This is a genomic window from Aurantiacibacter rhizosphaerae (assembly GCF_009807005.1).
Classification (GTDB): domain Bacteria; phylum Pseudomonadota; class Alphaproteobacteria; order Sphingomonadales; family Sphingomonadaceae; genus Alteraurantiacibacter; species Alteraurantiacibacter rhizosphaerae.
On sequence record NZ_WUBR01000002.1, the window covers coordinates 591,304 to 609,016 of the forward strand.

Below are 17,713 nucleotides of genomic sequence, written 5' to 3' on the forward strand. Positions count from 1 at the left end.
GGAAATAAGAGGGGGCGCCTGTTCGCAGCGCCATGCACGTGCCGCGCCCTATGCAGCAGAGGCGGCGAAAGTCAAGATTTTCGAGGGTAGCGGTGTTACTGGCTCACGGCCACAAGGCGGCTGAAACGCGATACCTCGCAGCTGGCCCCGGCCCGCGATTGCAGCAGATCGCGCGCGACACAAAGCTGGCCGTCTTCGCTGCGCTCTACATAAAAGCCGGCATAGAATGCGCGCGCGGCGCAGGTGGAGTCCAGCCGCGCAGCCAGAATCTGACGCTTTTGCGTGAAGATCAGCAGGCGATTATCGCTGGATGGCTGAACGCCCACGATGTCGCTCACGTCAACGCAATCGTCATGCTCCACCTCTTCGTAACTGCGGCGCATCGGGCGGCGCGGCAGCTCTGCCATCATCTGCGAGCGGGCACGTGGCGGAGCGGGCGATACGCGCACAACCACCCGCTGGCGAATGCGCACCTGGTATGCCTCTGGCGGAAGATAGGCATCGTCCAGCAGCGTGCCGGAAGGGGAACTGGAAGGGTTGAATCCAAGCGGGAGCGATGATTGCGGCCCGTTCAGCCCGCCCACATCCTGCGCCGCGACGCGCACGGGCATCTGCACCGCAAACAGCGGCACAAGCAGTGCGACAAGCGCGAAAAGGAATGCGATGCGTTTCATGGCTGCTTTGTTGGCGACGAGCTGGCGTCAATCTCCGTTTGAGGATTTCGCCTGCCTAGCAGCGCGGATTGAATGCTGGCTTAACCCATCGTTCCGCCTTTGCAACACGGCCATAATGCTGGCAACGGTTCCGCGATGAGCAAGACAGACACTTTTTCAAAAGCCGCCGCGGATCTGCTGGGCACGCGAGGATGGACCAGCGACGAAGAAATCGTAACCCCCTGGCTGACTGACTGGCGCGGCCGTTTCACCGGAAAGGCGCTGGGCCTGGCATCCCCCGCCTCGACGCAGGAGGTGGCTGCCCTGGTGAAGCTGTGCGCGCAGCATGGCGTGCCGATCGTGCCCCAGGGAGGCAACAGTGGCATGTCCGGCGGTGCGACACCCGATGACAGCGGCGATGCCATTCTCCTCTCGCTCAGGCGGATGGACGCGGTGCGCAATTTCGATGTCGATGCGCGGCAGATAACTTGTGAGGCGGGCTATATCCTGCAAACCCTGCATGAAACGGCGGAGGCGGAAGGCCTGCGCTTCCCGCTGACGCTGGGCGGCAAGGGATCGGCGACGGTTGGCGGACTGATCTCCACCAATGCGGGCGGCACGCAGGTTTTGCGGCACGGATCCATGCGCGCGCAGGTGCTGGGGTTGGAGGCTGTGATGGCGAGCGGCGAGATCTTCGATACGCTCAGGCCGCTCAAGAAAGATAATCGCGGGTTTGACCTCAAGCAGTTGCTGATCGGGTCGGAAGGTACGCTGGGCATCGTAACCGCGGCCACGCTGCGCCTGCTGCCTGCGCTGGCGGATCGCGCGGTGCTGTGGGCGGGCCTTGCCGATATCCGCGATGCGCGAAAGCTGCTGCTGCATGCCGAGCGGGTGGCAGGCGATGCACTGGAAGGCTTCGAGGTGATGCCGCGCCATTCGCTGGAGGCAGTGCTGGCCCACAGCCCCAATGCACGCGCCCCACTGGAGGATAAGCACGAATGGAACGCGCTGATCGAGCTAACCGCCGATGCCTCTACTGCAGATGCCCTGCCCGCGCTTGCCCGCAACCTGCTGGAAACAGCCTTTGAGAAAGGGTTGGTGGCCGATGCCACCATCGCCCGCAACGAGGCGCAGGCAGAACAGTTCTGGATGATCCGCGACGAAATCGCGCCTGCCGAACGCGCCATCGGCCCGGCGATGCAGCATGATATCTCGGTCCCGGTAACCGATATGGCCGATTTCGTGGCCGAAGCCGTGCCCAGGGTGGAAAAGGCCTTTCCCGGTAGCACGGCGGTTGCCTTTGGCCATCTGGGTGATGGCAATGTGCACTTTCACGTGCTTGCGCCCAAGGGTGCCACGCCGGGAGAGTGGGAGAAGACCGAAGGCAAGGCCATCAGCACCTTCGTGCATGACGAGGTGACGGCCTGGCGCGGCTCCATCAGTGCAGAGCATGGCATAGGCCAGTTGAAGCGGGATGAGCTTGCCCGACTGGGCGACCCTGCGCAGCTGGCGATCCTGCGGCAGGTGAAGCAGGCGCTTGATCCGCACGGCCTGCTCAACCCCGGTAAGCTGGTGCCGCTTGAAACCAGTGCCAGTTCGCTTTAAGGCCCCGGCCCGAGTTTCACTTAAAAATCTTTGACGGTTGCTGACATTCAGTCGGACACCCGAAATCCATTTAGTCGGAGAGTATGATGGCTAGCCAGCCGAAAGCCAGTTTGCCCGTTCTTTACAAGGAACTGATCCCCCTCAACAGCAACGATCATGGCGATTGGCATGCGCGTACGGTGGACAAGGCGCCGTGGGTTGCAGGCCAGCACGCCATTCCGCTGACGGTGGAGGAATTTCCCGCCGCGCAGCGCAGCTTCCCGATCGTTTTCTCGTCTGGCGAACGCTCCGTTCCCTTGGCGCTGATGGGCCTGAACGAAGGCGTGAACGTCTTCTTCGACGATGATGGCACCCCGCGCGACAATTCGCCGCCATATATCCCGGCCTATATCCGCCGCTATCCCTTCCTCCTCGCCAAGCTGGATCAGAATTCCGACAACCTGTCGCTGTGTTTCGACCCCAGCGCCGATCTGGTGGGCAAGTTCGAGGACGGCAATCCGCTGTTCACCGATGCGAAGGAACCCAGCGAGCACACGACGGCGCTGCTGCAGTTCTGCGAAAAGTTTGAAGAGGCGGGCAACCGCACGCAGCTCTTCATGAAAGAGCTGGATGATCACGATCTGCTGATGGACGGCGAGATCGCCATCAACCGCGCCGACGCGCCGGACCAGCCCTTCACCTATCGCGGTTTCCGCATGGTGAACCAGGATAAGCTGCGCGAACTGCGCGGCGATCAGCTGCGCAAGTGGAATGAAAACGGCCTGCTGCCGCTCATCTTCGCACACCTGTTCTCGCTCGATCTGATGCGCAATATCTTTGCCCGTCAGGTAGAGCTGGGCAAGGGTCCGCAGGGCGCGGCTGACGCCGGCGGTGCTGCCAACGCCTGAACTTATTAGGCAGGGCTCCGGCAGGACGCCCGATTGTCAAGACGAAGGCGGTCCTGCGGGGCCGCCTTTTGTCCATGTGACCTTGAAACATCGGCGGACAGGACTATCTTTGATTTGTCCGGCCGGCTCCCCTCATGGCTGTGTCGGATAGGTGCGCCACGGCGCGCCTCCTCCCTGAACCTTGGCCGCCTCGTGCTTCATGCACGGGGCGGTTTTTTCATGGCTATTCGGCCGCCTGGGAGAAGCCTCTTGCGTTGCTTTCAACCGCGCTGGCCAGCCGTAGGACAAGCCCCGTCACCAGCTCTGCCACATCGTCCAGCCCCTCACCCGGCTCCCGCAATTGCGGGTCCAGATAAATGGCGCGGCATATCTCCAGCTGAATCGCAGAAAGACCCCTGGCCGGGGCGCCGTGGCGATCCAGCACATAGCCGCCGGCATAGGGCCGATTATGCGCGGCGCGTGCGCCCTTTATCTCGAAATGGTCCAGCGCGATGCTGGCAAGGTGCCCTTCGCAAGAGGCACCGAATCGATCGCCCACAACAAAATCCACTGCGGCCCCCACGCCCGCCTTCGGGCCAAGCGGCGGCATCGAATGCAGGTCCAGCAGCAGCGCCGCGCCCCAGCGATCCCGCACGTGTTCAAGCGTTTGCGATAGCGCCAGATGATAGGGTGCATGCACCTCCTCTATCCGGCGGGAGAGATCGGCAGCGGGCAGGCGCTGGCGCCACAGTTCTCCCAATCCGGGCAGGCGGCGCGGGACAAGGCCCAGGCCGCTGCGCGAACGGCGGCCCGCAGCGAGGCGCGATCGCACATAGCCGCTGCGCGGACCGGAAATCATTTCCCAGTCTATGTCTTCCGGCGAACGGTTGAGATCGATCATCGCGCGTGGTGCGTTGGCGACAAGCAGCGCCGCGCCCGTTGCATCGGCCACCTTGCGCGCCACCAGATCGACATAGCGATCCTCAAGTCGCGGCGCAGCTTCGCCCGGATGACGCATGCGGTTCACCAGGCTGGCCGGATATTCGCGCCCGGCGTGGGGTACTGCGATCAATATGGGGATGGCGGAGGTTTTCTGACGATGCAGCACATAGGCCGGCTGCCCCTCCCCACCCGGAATGGAACCGCCGGTGATCGCCTGCGAATCAGGCGAAGCTGTTTCGCGCTCGCTCATCGCAGCCTGTGCTGGCCGCGAACCATCCCCATGTCAAAGACATGCTGTCCCAATGCTGGGCAGGTCGGGATCGGAGGCAGATTTTTAACGCAGATGTGCCTAGAGCCTTTCTCACACGCAATCACTGGAAGAGACGAGCGCATGATCCGTATCCTGCTGGCAGAAGACGATAATGCGATGCGCACCTACCTTACAAGGGCGCTCGAAAAGGCAGGCTATTCGGTCATGGCAGTATCCTGTGGCACGGAGGCGATCCCGCTGCTGGAAACGGAGATCTACGACCTCCTGCTTTCCGATATCGTCATGCCGGAGATGGACGGGATCGAACTGGCCCAGCGTTGCAATGATCTGAGCCCGTCGACCAAGGTGATGTTCATCACAGGTTTCGCGGCCGTGGCCCTTCGGGCAAACCGCGATGCGCCCCATGCAAAGATGCTGTCAAAGCCCTTCCACCTGAAGGACCTGGTGATGGAAGTGGAACGCGTTTTCGAAGATAGCGCAGCGGTATCCGTCTAAGGGGTTTTTCACCTCCTTTGAAACGACCTCTTGCGAAACGATTGGGGCGGCGCTAGATGGCCCGCCTGCCGTCACTATGTTGATGGCACATCGGCGAATGGTGCGGGCGTATAGCTCAGTGGTAGAGCACTATGTTGACATCGTAGGGGTCGCAAGTTCAATCCTTGCTACGCCCACCATTCGCGAAAAACCCGGCTCCACCCTCTGATTTGCGTCTAACCGTCCCGCTTCGCCAGATGCTGGCGAGACATCGCCTCGATCGTTTCCAGCTCGGTGATGGTCTGCTCGATCGCCTCGCGCTGATGGCGAAGTTCTGCCAGGCGTTCCTGCGTCGCTTCCAACATCAGCTTTGCCTGCACCACCTGATCGGGATCGTGATCGTACAGGCTGAGGAATTCGCCAATTTCCCTAATGCTAAAGCCAAGCCGCTTTCCACGCAGAATCAGTTGCATCCGGCCCATCTCGCGACGCGAATAGACGCGCATGGATCCCACGCGCTTTGGCTGGATCAGGCCCTTGTCCTCGTAGAACCGCAAAGTCCTTTGCGTCACGCCCAGCGCCTCTGATGCCTGTGCGATACTTTTCAGATCGCCCTGCTTCATATCCTCGAAGCCAGGCATCGCGCCCAGATCGCTGGTTTCCTGCTCGCTCATGTCGTTCCCTCGGCAGGCAAGTTAGCCTTTGCCGCTTCAGCCTTGGCTTTTTCTTCGGCCACCAGCTGCTTTTTCTCAAGCTTGCCGACCAGGGTTTTCGGCAGTTCATCGCGAAATTCGTAGGCATCGGGCATTTCGATGGGGTTGAGCCGCATCTTCAGAAACGCTTCCAACTGGCCAGCGTCCAGCTCTTCCCCTTCGTGCAAGGCAATAAACAGCTTTGGCGCTTCACCGCGATAGTCATCGGGAATGCCGATAGCGACAGCCTCCTTCACGGCGGGATGCTGGTAGGCCGCATCCTCGATTGCGCGCGGATAGACGTTGTAACCGCTGCACAGGATCAGGTCCTTGATCCGGTCCACGATGAACAGATATCCGTCCTCGTCCAGGTAGCCGATGTCGCCCGTGCGCAGCGCGCCGTCGATAAAGGTTTCCTCGGTCGCGCCGGGACGGTTCCAATAGCCCTTCATCAACTGTGGCCCACGCGCGCAAATCTCGCCCCGCTCTCCCTGCGGCATGAACTGGCCAGTCTCCGGATCGCGGATTTCCAGCACCGTATGCGGGAATGCCGGGCCAGCGGAATTTTCCTTCACCGGCTGACGGCCCAGCAGGGGATTGCTGGTGATGATTGGCGATGCCTCCGTCAGGCCATATCCCTCCGAAACAGGAGAACCCGTGCGCTCCTCATACTGCTTGCGCACGTCCAGCGGCAGCGGCGCGCCGCCCGATATGCTGGTGCGCACGGTACGCAGATCCGGCACCTTGTCATCGGGCAAGGACCCCAGCGCGTTATAGATAGTGGGAACACCGAACATCTGGGTGGGCGGCTTGCGTTTGATGGTGGCCAGCACCTCGTCCATTTCGAAGCGCGGCAGCAGCACCAGTTCGGCCGCGATTTCAACGCCGAAATTCAGCACGCATGTCAGCGCGAAGACGTGGAACAGCGGCAGTACGCCCAGCGTGCGCTCTTGCTGATCGCGTTCTTCGCCGATGTGCAGCAGCATTTGGGCAGAGTTCGCGGCGAGGCTGGCGTGCGTTAGCATGGCACCCTTTGGCCTCCCGGTCGTTCCACCAGTATATTGCAGGACTGCAACGTCATGCGGATCCTGCTGAACCGGGCGGAGAGAGGCCTTGTGAGCGGCAATATCGCTATAATCGGAATAGGTAATTCCGGATCGCTTGTTGGCGAGCGAGGACCGCTTGAGCGTGCGCAGCCCCACGCTTTTCCAGAACGGCAGCACATCCGCCATGGAGCAAAGCACCACGCGTTCCATCGCGCTGCCTTCAGCGCCCCACGCCGCCGCAACCTTGCAATGCAGCAGTTCCAGATCCGGCACGGCAACCATCTTGGCGCCGGAATTGGTGATGAGAAATTCAACCTCGCTATCGGAATACAGCGGGTTCAGCTGCACCACCACGCCGCCTGCGCGCAGCACGGCGTAATACAGGATCACCGAATAAGGCGTGTTGGGCAGGCACAGGCCAAACCTGTCATCCTTTTCCAGCCCCAGCGCCTGCAGCCCTGCGGCGACTCGATCAACCTCCCGCCCCAGATCGCCATAGGTCCACTCGCGCCCCAGAAAATCGATCGCGACGTGATCGGGATAAAGGGTTGTCGCACGATCAAAGCTCTCGGTCAGCAGCCGCGGGCGAATGTTCCCCTCGGCGTCCAGTATCCTGGAGGGATCGAGCGGGTGGGATGTAACCTCCGCCTCAATCATCAGACATCCTTTCCATTTATTGCGCAGCTTATCGTGAAACTGCGCCTTGATTTGTTCTCGCTTGACGTATACGTCAGGCTATATACTTTATCGTAATCATTCGACGCAAAAGGTCAACGCGCGAATAAGAAAGGCAAACCAAAACCATGAGTGATGTCGTCATTGCAGGATATGTCCGCTCCCCGTTCCACCCCGCCTATCGCGGCGCGCTGGCCAAGGTTCGCCCCGATGATCTGGCCGCGAACACCATCAAGGGCCTGATCGAACGCACTGGCGTCAACGCCGAGGATATCGAGGACGTGCTGCTCGGCTGCGCCTTCCCCGAAGGTGAGCAAGGCTTCAACATGGCGCGCCTGGTGGTGCTGCTGGCAGACCTGCCGCTGAGCATTGGCGGCATGACCATGAACCGCTTCTGCGGATCTTCCATGAGCGCGGTTCACTATGCCGCCGGCCAGATCGCCATGGGCGCTGGTGAAGTCTTCATCGCAGCGGGCGTCGAATCGATGAGCCGCGTTCCGATGACCGGTTTCAACCCCATGCCCAACCCCGAACTCGCCAAGCGCAGCGCCGCCTATGTCGGCATGGGCGATACGGCAGAGAACGTCGCCAAGAAATACGAGCTGACGCGCGAGGCGCAGGAAGCTTTCGCCGTGAAGAGCCAGCAGAAAGCCGGCGAGGCCCTGAAGAAAGGCGCGTTCAAGGACGAGATCGTGCCCTACACCCTGCCCGATGGGACGGTGATCGATACAGACGGCACGCCGCGCCCTGAAACCACCGCCGAAGGTCTGGCTGGCCTGAAGCTGTCTTTTGACGAGAATGGCACGGTGACCGCCGGAACCGCCTCCCCCCTTACCGATGGCGCCGCCGCCCTGCTGGTGTGCAGCGCGGATTACGCCGCGAAGAACGGCCTGAAAGTCATGGCCAAGGTGAAGAGTATGGCGATTTCCGGCTGCGCGCCGGAGATCATGGGCATCGGCCCGGTCGAATCCTCGAAAAAGGCGATGCAGCGCGCTGGCCTGACCATCGACGATATCGATGTGATCGAACTGAACGAAGCCTTCTCCAGCCAGTCTCTGGCGAGCATCGCGGACCTCGGCATCGACGAGAGCAAGATCAACCTTGATGGCGGCGCGATTGCCATTGGCCATCCGCTGGGCGCCACGGGCGCGCGCATCGTGGGCAAGGCGGCCAGCCTGCTGCAACGCGAAGGCAAGAAATACGCCCTCGTCACCCAGTGCATTGGTGGCGGCCAGGGCATCGCAACTGTGCTGGAGACCGCATAATGGCTGACGGAACCATCAAGAAAGTCTGCGTGATCGGCGCTGGCACGATGGGTGCCGGTATCGCCGCCCAGATCGCCAATGCCGGTGTGCCCGTACTGCTGCTGGATATCGTCCCCAAGGACGGCGACAACCGCAACGCCATTGCCGAAGGCGCGGTGAAGAAAATGCTGAAGACCGACCCTGCGCCCTTTATGGGCAAGCGGGCGGCCAAGCTGGTGGAAACCGGCAATATCGAGGATCATCTCGGCAAGGTTGCAGAGTGTGACTGGGTGGTGGAAGCCATCATCGAACGGCTCGACATCAAACAGAACCTCTATGCCAAGCTGGAAGAAGTGCGCAAAGCCGGCACTGCCGTATCCTCCAACACCTCCACGATCCCGCTGGAAAATCTGACCGATGGCCGGTCCGATGAGTTCAAGCAGGATTTCCTGATCACCCACTTCTTCAATCCGCCGCGCTACATGCGCCTGATCGAACTGGTGGCAGGGCCCAAGACCAATCCTGATACGCTGGAAATGGTTCGCGAATTCGTGGATCGCAAGCTGGGCAAGACCCCGGTGGATGCCGAGGATTCTCCCGGCTTCATCGCCAACCGCATCGGCACCTTCTGGATACAGCAGGCGGTAAATTCTGCCTTCGACATGGGCATGACCGTGGAAGAGGTGGACGAGATCGGCGGCAGGCCGATGGGCGTGCCCAAGACCGGTATCTTCGGCCTGATCGACCTGATCGGCATCGACCTGATGCCGCATCTTATGAAATCCCTCACCAGCACCCTGCCCAAGGATGACTGGTATCAGAAGATCGCCCGCAGCGAATCCCTGATCGAGGAGATGATCGAAAGCGGTTACACCGGTCGCAAGGGCAAGGGCGGCTTCTACACGCTGCAAAAGGGTGAAGACGGTTCGCGCACTAAAATGGCGAAGGACTTGAAGTCCGGCGAATATCGCGCCGCGGCGCGACCCGGCCTGGTGCGTGGCTCCGCTGCCAAGGGTGATCTGGGCAAGCTGATTTCCCTGCCCGGCAAGACCGGCGAATTCGCCTGGGCCGTGCTTGGCCCCACCCTGTCATACGCCGCCAGCATCGTGCCTGAAGCGACTGCCACTATCACGGGCGTCGATGATGCCATGAAGCTGGGCTATAACTGGAAATTCGGCCCGTTCGAAATGATCGACAAGATCGGCGCGGCCAAGCTGGTTGAACGGCTTGAGGCAGACGACCTGCCGGTGCCCGAAATCCTGCGCATGGCGGGAGATCGCAGCTTCTATCGCGTGGAAAACGGCAAGCGTCAGTATCTGGGCACCGATGGCGAATATCACGATATCGTGCGTCCCGATGGCGTATTGATGCTGGCAGATATCAAGCTTTCTTCAGAGCCGCTAATTCGCAATGGCTCCGCTGCATTGTGGGACGTGGGCGATGGCGTTGTCGCGCTGGAATTTACCGGCAAGATGAATGCGCTGGACGAACAGGTGATGAAGCTGATCCAGAAGGCCATTCCGATGGTGAAGAAGGATTACAAGGCGCTGGTCGTTTACAACGAAGGCTCCAACTTCTCTGCCGGGGCCAATCTTGGCCTTGCACTGTTCGCACTCAACATCGCGGCATGGGGCGAGGTGGAGAAGAGCATCAAGGGCGGGCAGGATGCCTACAAGGCCCTGAAATACGCGCCCTTCCCCGTGGTTTCCGCGCCGTTTGGCATGGCACTGGGTGGCGGGTGCGAGATCTGCCTCAACTCCGATGGCATACAGGCGCATGCCGAAACCTATATCGGCCTTGTCGAATGCGGTGTTGGCATCATCCCCGGCTGGGGTGGCTGCGGCGAGATGATTTCTCGCTGGGAAGAAAACCCCCGCCAGCCGAATGGCCCGATGCCGGCCGTGTCCAAGTCGTTCGAAATCATCTCCACCGCCACGGTGGCGAAATCGGCGACGGAGGCGAAGGATTATGGCTTCCTGCGCCGTGACGATGGCATCAGCATGAACCGTGACCGCCTGCTGTACGATGCTAAGCAGCGTGCTCTGGCGTTGGTCGATGGTTATGAAGCTCCGGAGAAGCCGGAATATCGTCTGCCCGGCCCCACCGGCAAGGCGGCGCTGGATCTGGCCGTGGAGAGCTTCCACCGTCAGGGCAAGGCCACCGATCACGACGTTACCGTGGCGGGCGAGTTGGCCTATGTCCTGTCCGGCGGCGATACCGATATCACCGAAACGCTTACCGAAGCCGATATGCTGAAGCTGGAGCGGGAGGCGTTCATGCGCCTTGTCCGCAATCCGAAATCGCAGGCGCGGGTCGAGCATATGCTCGAAACCGGCAAGCCCCTTCGCAATTAATCAGAGAGGATTTGTCCAATGCAAGTCTATGAAGCACCCATCCGCGATATGATTTTCAATATCCGCGAACTGCATGAAAACGATGGCTTCGGCGATCTGGAAGGGTTCGAGGATTTTGACGATGACGTGACGAACGCCATCCTCGAAGAGGCGAACAAGATTTGCCGTGACGTGCTGCTGCCGATCAACTGGTCTGGCGATCAGCAAGGCTGCAAGATCGAGAACGGCGTAGTCCGCACGCCCGATGGTTTTCAGGAGGCCTACAAGCAGTTCTGCGAAGGCGGCTGGGCCGGCCTTGGCGTCTCGGAGGAATGGGGCGGCCAGGGTGCCCCCCACGCTGTCGGCAAGATGGTGGAGGAAATGACCTGTTCCGCCAACCTTTCCTTCGGCCTGTATCCCGGCCTCACCGGCGGCGCGATGGTGGCGCTGGAGGCCTATGGCAGCGACGAACTGAAGAACTTCTACATGCCCAAAATGGCCAATGGCGAATGGACGGGCACCATGTGCCTGACAGAATCGCATTGCGGCACCGATCTAGGCCTGCTGCGCACCAAGGCCGTGCCGCAGGATGACGACAGCTACCTTGTCACTGGCAACAAGATCTTCATCAGCGCCGGCGATCATGATCTGTCCGACAACATCATTCACCTGGTGCTGGCGCGCCTGCCCGATGCCCCTCCGGGCGTGAAGGGTATCTCGCTGTTCCTGGTGCCGAAGTATCTGCCCAACGAGCAGGGCAATCCCGGCAATTTCAACAATGCGCAAGCCACCGCCATCGAACACAAGATGGGCCTGAAGGCTTCTGCCACCTGCCAGATGTCTTTCGAGGATGCCAAGGGCTGGCTGATTGGCAAGCCGCACCGCGGGCTGGAAGCCATGTTCGCGATGATGAATACAGAGCGCGTGGCCGTGGGTATCCAGGGCCTTGGCGTGGGCGAAATCGCCTATCAGTCCGCCGTATATTACGCGAAGGATCGCCTTCAGGGCCGCTCCCTTTCGGGCGTGAAGAACCCGGACGGCCCTGCCGATCCGATCATCGTGCACCCTGATGTTCGCCGCATGCTGATGACCATGCGCGCCTATAATGAGGGCAGCCGTGCCGTTTCCGCATGGGTCAGCCGCGCGCTGGATGCAGAACATGCTTCGAAAGAACCTGAAGCCCGCGCACGCGCCAAGGATTTCGTTGCCCTCATGACGCCTGTCGTGAAGGCGCTGTTCACGGATCTTGGCCATGAAAGCGCGCATCTCGCCGTGCAAGTGCATGGAGGCCACGGCTACATTCAGGAAACCGGCGTGGAGCAGTTCGCCCGCGATGCGCGCATTGCGCAGATTTACGAGGGCACCAACGGCATTCAGGCACTGGACCTGGTGGGCCGCAAGCTGCCCGATCGCATGGGGCGCAATTTGCGCAGCTTCTTCCACCCTGTCTCGCAATTTATCGAGGACCACGGTTCCGACGCCAATATCGGCAAGATGGTTGCCGGATTGCAGCAGGCTTTCGGCGCACTGCAGCTTTCCACCGGGCATATCGCCCAGAAAGGGATGAAGGACCCGGAAGAAGCCGGTGCAGCCGCAACCGATTACCTGCGCCTGCTGGGCTTCGTGGCGATGGGCTACTGCTTTGCCAAGGCGGCTAAGATCGCCCATGCCAAGCTGGAGGAAGGCAGCGATGAGAAGGCTTTCTACGAAGCCAAGATCATCACCGCGCGCTTCTTCTTCGATCGCCTGCTGCCGCCCGTCATGGCGCAGATGATGGCCATCACCAGCGGCAAGGCCAGCATGATGGACATGCCGGAGGACGCATTTTGAGCGCCGCTCTGGATCGCTTCGCTGGCGGGCTGAAAGTGCCCGCCATCGTCGCGCCCATGTTCTTGGTATCCGGGCCCGATCTGGTGGTGGAAAGCTGCAAGGCGGGCCTGTGTGGCACCTTTCCTGCCCTAAACCAGCGCACGACGGATGGTTTCGACGAGTGGCTTTGCGAGATCGAGGAGCGTCTGGGCGATGATGCCGCGCCTTTTGGCGTAAACCTGATCGTCCATCAGTCGAACCCGCGCGTTGAGGCGGATCTTGAGGTCTGCATCAAGCACAAGGTTCCGCTGATCATCACCTCGCTAGGTGCAGTGCCCGATCTGGTGAAGGCCGTGCATTCCTATGGCGGTCTGGTGTTTCACGATGTGATCCAGCGCCGCCACGCGGAGAAAGCGGCGGAGGCCGGTGTCGACGGCATCATCGCCGTGGCTGCTGGCGCTGGCGGCCATGCAGGTACTTACAGCCCCTTCGCCCTCACCAGCGAAATTCGCGAGTTCTGGGACGGCGCGCTGATCCTGTCAGGCTCAATGAGCCACGGCGGCCACATCGCCGCGGCCCAGATGATGGGCGCAGACTATGCCTATTTTGGCAGCCATTTCATCGCCGCGGCGGAAAGCATGGCGCCGCAGGGCCAGAAGGACATGATGATCGGCGCCAGTGCGAAAGACATCTCCTACACCAACAAGGTGACCGGCGTTGGCGCCAATTTTCTCACCCCCAGCCTGGATGCGGCAACCCTGCATGATGCGCCGGGCGAGATGTCACTGAACGAGGAAGCCAAGGCCTGGAAGACGATCTGGTCCGCCGGTCATGGCACAGGCGCGACACGCGAAGTCCGCCCGACACAGCAGATTTGCGAACAGCTGATCGCCGAGTACGAGGGCGCGCGTACGAAATTCTGCGGGTGATGGGCACCAACGGCGCTGGTCGCCGTTGGAATATCCGAATGTCCGGAAAAATCGAAACCTGCGTCCCGCGTGTCACTGCCATTTCCACGGCTGTGCCTGAATGCGATGTCCATGATCGCTATACCGAATGGGCCGCAAGCCAGTTGAATGATGATCGGCGCGAAAAGCTGTTTCGCCGCATGGAATCGCGCGGCGGCATTTCCCATCGCTATTCCGTTCTATCCGGCAGCGACGCTAAGCTGGATTTCGGCAGCTTCTACAAGGCTGGCGAGGAACCCGGCACGGCGGACCGCATGCGGCGATATGCCGAAAGCGCGCCCGATCTCGCGATGAAGGCGATTGCGGGCCTGCCCTCTACCGATGGCATCACCCACATCGTGATCGCCAGCTGCACCGGCTTTATCGCGCCGGGGCTGGACCAATTGATTGCCCGCCGCCTTGGCCTGCCCGCCAGTGTGGAGCGTGTCTCCATCGGCTTCATGGGCTGCTATGCCGGCGTTACCCTGCTCCGCACCGCGGGGCACATCGTCCGATCCGATCCCACAGCTAATGTGCTGGCCGTTTCGGTAGAGCTTTGCTCCCTGCATTTGCAGGAAACCGACGATATAGAGCGGCTTCTGGCCATGGGACAATTCGCTGATGGTGCCGCAGCGGCGCTTGTCAGCGCGAAAGGCGGTGGCCTGGCGCTTGGCGCGGGCGTTTCGCTGGCGCTGGAGGAGAGCGACGAGCTCATCACCTGGACAATCGGCGACAGTGGCTTTGCCATGCATCTTTCGGGCGAAGTGCCAGGACGGCTGGCCGATGCGCTGGATAATGACGTAACGCGCAAGATCATACTTGGCGACCACGCGCCGCAAGCCTGGGCCGTGCATCCCGGCGGGCGATCCGTGCTCGACGCGGTAGAGCGCGGGCTCCCCCTCCCTCCCCATGCCCTAGATGCGTCGCGCGGCGTGCTGGACGAATATGGCAATATGTCGTCTGCCACCGTTCTCTTCGTGCTGGAACGGCTAGCCCGCGAACGACCGGAAAGCGGCATTGCGCTGGCCTTCGGGCCGGGTCTGGCGATGGAGGGTTTGCGGTTTGGCTGGATAGATGGCCATGCTGACTGAGCGCCTCGATACGGAGGAACTCATGGACGATCAGGCGCTGCCCGAAACCGTCTATCGCGCGGTGCTCGTCGATCTTGCCAGGGTAAACCGACTAACGCTGGGCTATCGCCCAACGCTCAATTTTCTCGACCGCGCCATGAATGGCCGCAAAAGCTTCACCCTGCTCGACGTGGGCTTTGGCCAAGGGGACATGCTGCGCGAAATTGCTGGATGGGCAAAATCACGGGGTATCGAGGCCAAGCTTGTCGGCGTGGATCTCAACCCGCGCAGCCAGTCTGCCGCGAGGGAGGCAACTCCGCCTGAAATGCCGATCGTCTATCGCACCGGCGATTATGCGGATCTGATGGATACGAAGTGGGACTTCATCGTTTCCAGCCTCGTCGCCCACCATATGTCGCATGAGGAACTGCAACTTTTCCTGCGAGTGATGGATGCAGAGGCGCGGGTCGGCTGGTTTGTAAACGATCTGCATCGCCATTCGGTCAGCTATTTCGGCTATCCAGTGCTGTCTCAACTGGCAGGTCTGCATCGCATCGTGCGCATGGACGGGCAGACGTCGATCGCCCGATCATTCCGCCCGCACGAGTGGGAAGAGATGCTGGCAGAGGCCAATGTCGCCGGCGCGCAGGTCGAGCGCAACTTTCCCTTCCGCCTGTGCGTTTCGTGCATAAGGGAATGACTTTGCCGCTGATCCTTGGCGCTGGTCCTGCCGGATGCGCGGCGGCGATCCGCCTGGCGCAAGGTGGCAAGGACGTCACGCTGTTGGACAAAGATGAAACGGTGGGCGATCCGCTCTGCGGCGGCTTTCTCAGCTGGCGCACGGCGGAGCAATTGCAACGCCTTGGCGTGGATATCCATGCCGCAGGCGCGCACCGCGTGCGACGTCTCCGCCTATTCGATGGCAAACGCCGCGCCTCTCTCGATTTGCCGCATGTCGCCTACGGCCTCTCCCGCCACGCGCTGGATTCAGCCATGCGAACCGTCGCCATGGGCCACGGCGTAAACATGGTGTTCGATGAAATCCGCGGGCTTTCCGAAGGTGCCGCGCATGGAAAGGCGCGCGACTGGCAATCATCCGCGATCTTTCACGCCACCGGCAAGCACGATATTCGTGGCCAGTCGCGCCCTCGCAATGCCAAGGATACCGCCCTCGGCATCCGGCTGCGCCTGCCCGCCTCGCCAGAACGGACCCGCCTGCTGGAAGGAGCGATTGAACTGCATCTTTTCAAGGGCGGCTATGTCGGTATTGTCCTGCAGGAAGGCGGCTCCGCCAATATCTGCCTCGCCATGCGCAAGAGCGCGCTGGCCGAAGCTGGTGGTTTACCCGAAAAGCTTTTCGCTACTCTGGCGCGCGACAATCCCGCTCTTGCTGCGCGACTGGGGGACGATTGGCGCGAGGCCTGTCCAGACACCATCGGCGCAGTGCCCTATGGCTGGATTTGCGACACGACCTCCCCCGGACTTTACAGGCTTGGCGATCAGGCTGCGGTTATCCCCTCGCTGGCTGGCGAAGGTATTTCCATTGCACTCGCCAGCGGCGTCTGTGCGGCTGAGCATTATTGCCAAGGCCACTCAGCGCATGACTATCAGCGCAATTTCGCGAAGAAGGCGCGCAAGCCGGTGCGTCTGGCCCGCCTCGCCTGGCACCTTGCAGAAACGCAAATGGGTGCCCGCGCGGCAATTGCGCTGGCCGGCATCGCACCTTCCGCAATCGCGGTTTTTGCAGACCTTGCGCGCATTGAGGCCCCGCCCTCTCTTGCGCCACGGTAAGGCTCTGCTAGGACGCGCGCAAACCGCACAGATTCAGACAATAGACAGGTAGGCCCCACATGGCGAAGATTCAGGTCAAAAACCCCATCGTAGAGATCGACGGCGACGAGATGACGAAGATCATCTGGCAATGGATTCGTGAACGTCTGATCCTTCCCTATCTGGATGTGGACCTGAAATATTACGATCTCTCGGTTGAGAAGCGTGACGAAACTGACGACCAGATCACCATCGATTCCGCCGAGGCGATCAAGAAATATGGCGTTGGCGTGAAGTGCGCCACGATCACGCCTGATGAAGCCCGCGTTGAAGAATTCGGCCTCAAGCAGATGTGGCGTTCGCCCAACGGCACCATTCGCAACATACTTGGCGGCACCATTTTCCGCGAACCCATCGTGATCGACAACGTGCCCCGCCTCGTGCCGGGCTGGACGGACCCCATCGTGGTGGGCCGCCACGCCTTTGGTGACCAGTACCGCGCCACCGACACGCTGATCCCCGGCGCCGGCAAGCTGCGCATGGTGTTCGAAGGCGAAGATGGCCAGAACATCGATCTGGAAGTGCACACTTTCGATCAGCCCGGCGTCGCCATGACGATGTACAACCATGACGAGAGCATCCGCGACTTCGCGCGCGCCAGCTTCAACTATGGCCTTGATCGTGGCTGGCCGGTGTATCTGTCCACCAAGAACACCATCATGAAAAAGTACGATGGCCGGTTCAAGGACCTGTTCGAGGAAGTGTTCAACACCGAGGGCTTCAAGGAAAAGTTCGAAGCTGCCGACATCGGTTACGAGCATCGCTTGATCGATGACATGGTTGCCGCCGCTCTGAAGTGGAACGGCAAGTTCGTATGGGCCTGCAAGAACTACGACGGTGACGTGCAGTCCGACATCGTGGCGCAGGGCTTTGGCTCGCTGGGCCTGATGACGTCTGTCCTGATGACGCCGGACGGCAAGACCGTGGAAGCAGAAGCTGCCCATGGCACCGTCACCCGCCACTATCGCCAGCACCAGCAGGGCAAGGCGACCTCCACCAACCCCATCGCATCCATCTTCGCCTGGACGCGCGGCCTGATGTATCGTGGCCGTTTCGACAACACGCCGGACGTGGTCGCCTTTGCCGAAACGCTGGAAAAGGTCTGCATCTCCTGCGTCGAAAGCGGCAAGATGACGAAGGACCTCGCTCTGCTGATCGGCCCCAACCAGAGCTGGATGACGACAGAGCAGTTCTTCGAAGCCATCGTCGAAGGCCTTGAGGCCGAGATGAAGAAGCAGGGGCTGGCATAAGCTTGA

Annotated in this window: 15 protein-coding genes and 1 tRNA gene; 12 read left to right on the top strand and 4 right to left on the bottom strand. The window is 61.1% G+C overall.

Features of this window, described 5'->3' with window-relative positions; all coding sequences use genetic code 11:
• Window positions 1–95 precede the first annotated feature (95 nt).
• Complete coding sequence (locus GRF63_RS10345; protein ID WP_160485918.1) at window positions 96–674, bottom strand: hypothetical protein; 579 nt, start codon at window positions 672–674, stop codon at window positions 96–98.
• 135 nt (window positions 675–809) lie between these two features.
• Between GRF63_RS10345 and GRF63_RS10350 the strand changes: the two genes are divergently transcribed.
• Together GRF63_RS10350 and GRF63_RS10355 are read left to right on the top strand one after the other, a co-directional pair.
• On the top strand, window positions 810–2,258 hold the full coding sequence (locus GRF63_RS10350; protein ID WP_160485919.1) for an FAD-binding oxidoreductase: 1,449 nt from the start codon (window positions 810–812) through the stop codon (window positions 2,256–2,258).
• 86 nt (window positions 2,259–2,344) lie between these two features.
• A complete protein-coding gene (locus GRF63_RS10355) occupies window positions 2,345–3,145 on the top strand; it encodes a SapC family protein (RefSeq protein ID WP_160486328.1) in 801 nt (266 codons plus the stop codon).
• A 223-nt stretch (window positions 3,146–3,368) separates the two neighbouring features.
• Here GRF63_RS10355 and GRF63_RS10360 read toward each other — a convergent pair whose 3' ends face one another.
• Window positions 3,369–4,316 carry an N-formylglutamate amidohydrolase gene (locus tag GRF63_RS10360; RefSeq protein ID WP_160485920.1) on the bottom strand — a complete coding sequence of 316 codons (948 nt, stop codon included), beginning with the start codon at window positions 4,314–4,316 and terminating at the stop codon, window positions 3,369–3,371.
• Window positions 4,317–4,457: 141 nt separating this feature from the next.
• On the opposite strand from GRF63_RS10360, the gene cpdR reads away from it, so the two are divergent.
• Together cpdR and GRF63_RS10370 are read left to right on the top strand one after the other, a co-directional pair.
• Window positions 4,458–4,832, top strand: a complete 375-nt coding sequence (cpdR, locus tag GRF63_RS10365) for a cell cycle two-component system response regulator CpdR (RefSeq protein WP_160485921.1) — start codon at window positions 4,458–4,460, stop codon at window positions 4,830–4,832.
• Window positions 4,833–4,936: 104 nt separating this feature from the next.
• A tRNA-Val gene (locus GRF63_RS10370) sits at window positions 4,937–5,011 on the top strand.
• A 36-nt stretch (window positions 5,012–5,047) separates the two neighbouring features.
• On the opposite strand, the gene GRF63_RS10375 is transcribed toward GRF63_RS10370, so the two are convergent.
• On the bottom strand, window positions 5,048–5,485 hold the full coding sequence (locus tag GRF63_RS10375; RefSeq protein ID WP_419865956.1) for a MerR family transcriptional regulator: 438 nt from the start codon (window positions 5,483–5,485) through the stop codon (window positions 5,048–5,050).
• The gene (locus GRF63_RS10380; protein WP_160485922.1) at window positions 5,482–7,206 is read right to left on the bottom strand and encodes a long-chain-fatty-acid--CoA ligase; all 1,725 of its coding nucleotides are present in this window, start codon (window positions 7,204–7,206) and stop codon (window positions 5,482–5,484) included. The genes GRF63_RS10375 and GRF63_RS10380 overlap by 4 nt, the downstream gene beginning before the upstream one ends.
• A gap of 146 nt (window positions 7,207–7,352) precedes the next feature.
• Here GRF63_RS10380 and GRF63_RS10385 point away from each other — a divergent pair, with 146 nt between their 5' ends.
• From GRF63_RS10385 to GRF63_RS10420, 8 genes are read left to right on the top strand one after another with little or no spacing between them, the layout of a single operon-like run.
• Window positions 7,353–8,489, top strand: coding sequence for a thiolase family protein (locus GRF63_RS10385; RefSeq protein WP_160485923.1), 1,137 nt, complete (start codon window positions 7,353–7,355; stop codon window positions 8,487–8,489).
• Window positions 8,489–10,822: a 3-hydroxyacyl-CoA dehydrogenase/enoyl-CoA hydratase family protein gene (locus GRF63_RS10390; RefSeq protein WP_160485924.1), complete on the top strand. Its 2,334-nt coding sequence runs from the start codon at window positions 8,489–8,491 to the stop codon at window positions 10,820–10,822. Before GRF63_RS10385 ends, GRF63_RS10390 begins: the two co-directional genes overlap by 1 nt.
• Before the next feature lie 18 nt (window positions 10,823–10,840).
• Window positions 10,841–12,631: an acyl-CoA dehydrogenase C-terminal domain-containing protein gene (locus GRF63_RS10395; protein WP_160485925.1), complete on the top strand. Its 1,791-nt coding sequence runs from the start codon at window positions 10,841–10,843 to the stop codon at window positions 12,629–12,631.
• A gap of 56 nt (window positions 12,632–12,687) precedes the next feature.
• Window positions 12,688–13,539: an NAD(P)H-dependent flavin oxidoreductase gene (locus tag GRF63_RS10400; RefSeq protein ID WP_160486330.1), complete on the top strand. Its 852-nt coding sequence runs from the start codon at window positions 12,688–12,690 to the stop codon at window positions 13,537–13,539.
• Between the two features lie 38 nt (window positions 13,540–13,577).
• Window positions 13,578–14,648 (top strand): type III polyketide synthase, encoded by a 1,071-nt coding sequence (locus GRF63_RS10405; RefSeq protein ID WP_160485926.1) that lies wholly within the window; start codon window positions 13,578–13,580, stop codon window positions 14,646–14,648.
• Window positions 14,632–15,327: a methyltransferase domain-containing protein gene (locus GRF63_RS10410; RefSeq protein WP_202131673.1), complete on the top strand. Its 696-nt coding sequence runs from the start codon at window positions 14,632–14,634 to the stop codon at window positions 15,325–15,327. Before GRF63_RS10405 ends, GRF63_RS10410 begins: the two co-directional genes overlap by 17 nt.
• Window positions 15,324–16,418 carry an NAD(P)/FAD-dependent oxidoreductase gene (locus tag GRF63_RS10415; protein WP_160485928.1) on the top strand — a complete coding sequence of 365 codons (1,095 nt, stop codon included), beginning with the start codon at window positions 15,324–15,326 and terminating at the stop codon, window positions 16,416–16,418. Before GRF63_RS10410 ends, GRF63_RS10415 begins: the two co-directional genes overlap by 4 nt.
• 59 nt (window positions 16,419–16,477) lie before the next feature.
• Entirely contained in the window at window positions 16,478–17,707 is a 1,230-nt protein-coding gene (locus GRF63_RS10420; protein WP_160485929.1) for an NADP-dependent isocitrate dehydrogenase, read from the top strand.
• The last annotated feature ends 6 nt before the right edge of the window (window positions 17,708–17,713 follow it).

Excerpts from the sequence above, each read along its gene's own strand:
- GRF63_RS10360 (WP_160485920.1), bottom strand. The coding sequence starts at position 4,316 with ATGAGCGAGCGCGAAACAGCTTCGCCTGATTCGCAGGCGATCACCGGC.
- GRF63_RS10355 (WP_160486328.1), top strand. The coding sequence starts at position 2,345 with ATGGCTAGCCAGCCGAAAGCCAGTTTGCCCGTTCTTTACAAGGAACTG.
- cpdR (WP_160485921.1), top strand. The coding sequence starts at position 4,458 with ATGATCCGTATCCTGCTGGCAGAAGACGATAATGCGATGCGCACCTAC.
- GRF63_RS10390 (WP_160485924.1), top strand. The coding sequence starts at position 8,489 with ATGGCTGACGGAACCATCAAGAAAGTCTGCGTGATCGGCGCTGGCACG.
- GRF63_RS10345 (WP_160485918.1), bottom strand. The coding sequence starts at position 674 with ATGAAACGCATCGCATTCCTTTTCGCGCTTGTCGCACTGCTTGTGCCG.
- GRF63_RS10375 (WP_419865956.1), bottom strand. The coding sequence starts at position 5,485 with ATGAGCGAGCAGGAAACCAGCGATCTGGGCGCGATGCCTGGCTTCGAG.
- GRF63_RS10395 (WP_160485925.1), top strand. The coding sequence starts at position 10,841 with ATGCAAGTCTATGAAGCACCCATCCGCGATATGATTTTCAATATCCGC.
- GRF63_RS10350 (WP_160485919.1), top strand. The coding sequence starts at position 810 with ATGAGCAAGACAGACACTTTTTCAAAAGCCGCCGCGGATCTGCTGGGC.
- GRF63_RS10385 (WP_160485923.1), top strand. The coding sequence starts at position 7,353 with ATGAGTGATGTCGTCATTGCAGGATATGTCCGCTCCCCGTTCCACCCC.
- GRF63_RS10380 (WP_160485922.1), bottom strand. The coding sequence starts at position 7,206 with ATGATTGAGGCGGAGGTTACATCCCACCCGCTCGATCCCTCCAGGATA.
- GRF63_RS10410 (WP_202131673.1), top strand. The coding sequence starts at position 14,632 with ATGGCCATGCTGACTGAGCGCCTCGATACGGAGGAACTCATGGACGAT.
- GRF63_RS10420 (WP_160485929.1), top strand. The coding sequence starts at position 16,478 with ATGGCGAAGATTCAGGTCAAAAACCCCATCGTAGAGATCGACGGCGAC.
- GRF63_RS10405 (WP_160485926.1), top strand. The coding sequence starts at position 13,578 with ATGTCCGGAAAAATCGAAACCTGCGTCCCGCGTGTCACTGCCATTTCC.
- GRF63_RS10415 (WP_160485928.1), top strand. The coding sequence starts at position 15,324 with ATGACTTTGCCGCTGATCCTTGGCGCTGGTCCTGCCGGATGCGCGGCG.
- GRF63_RS10400 (WP_160486330.1), top strand. The coding sequence starts at position 12,688 with ATGTTCTTGGTATCCGGGCCCGATCTGGTGGTGGAAAGCTGCAAGGCG.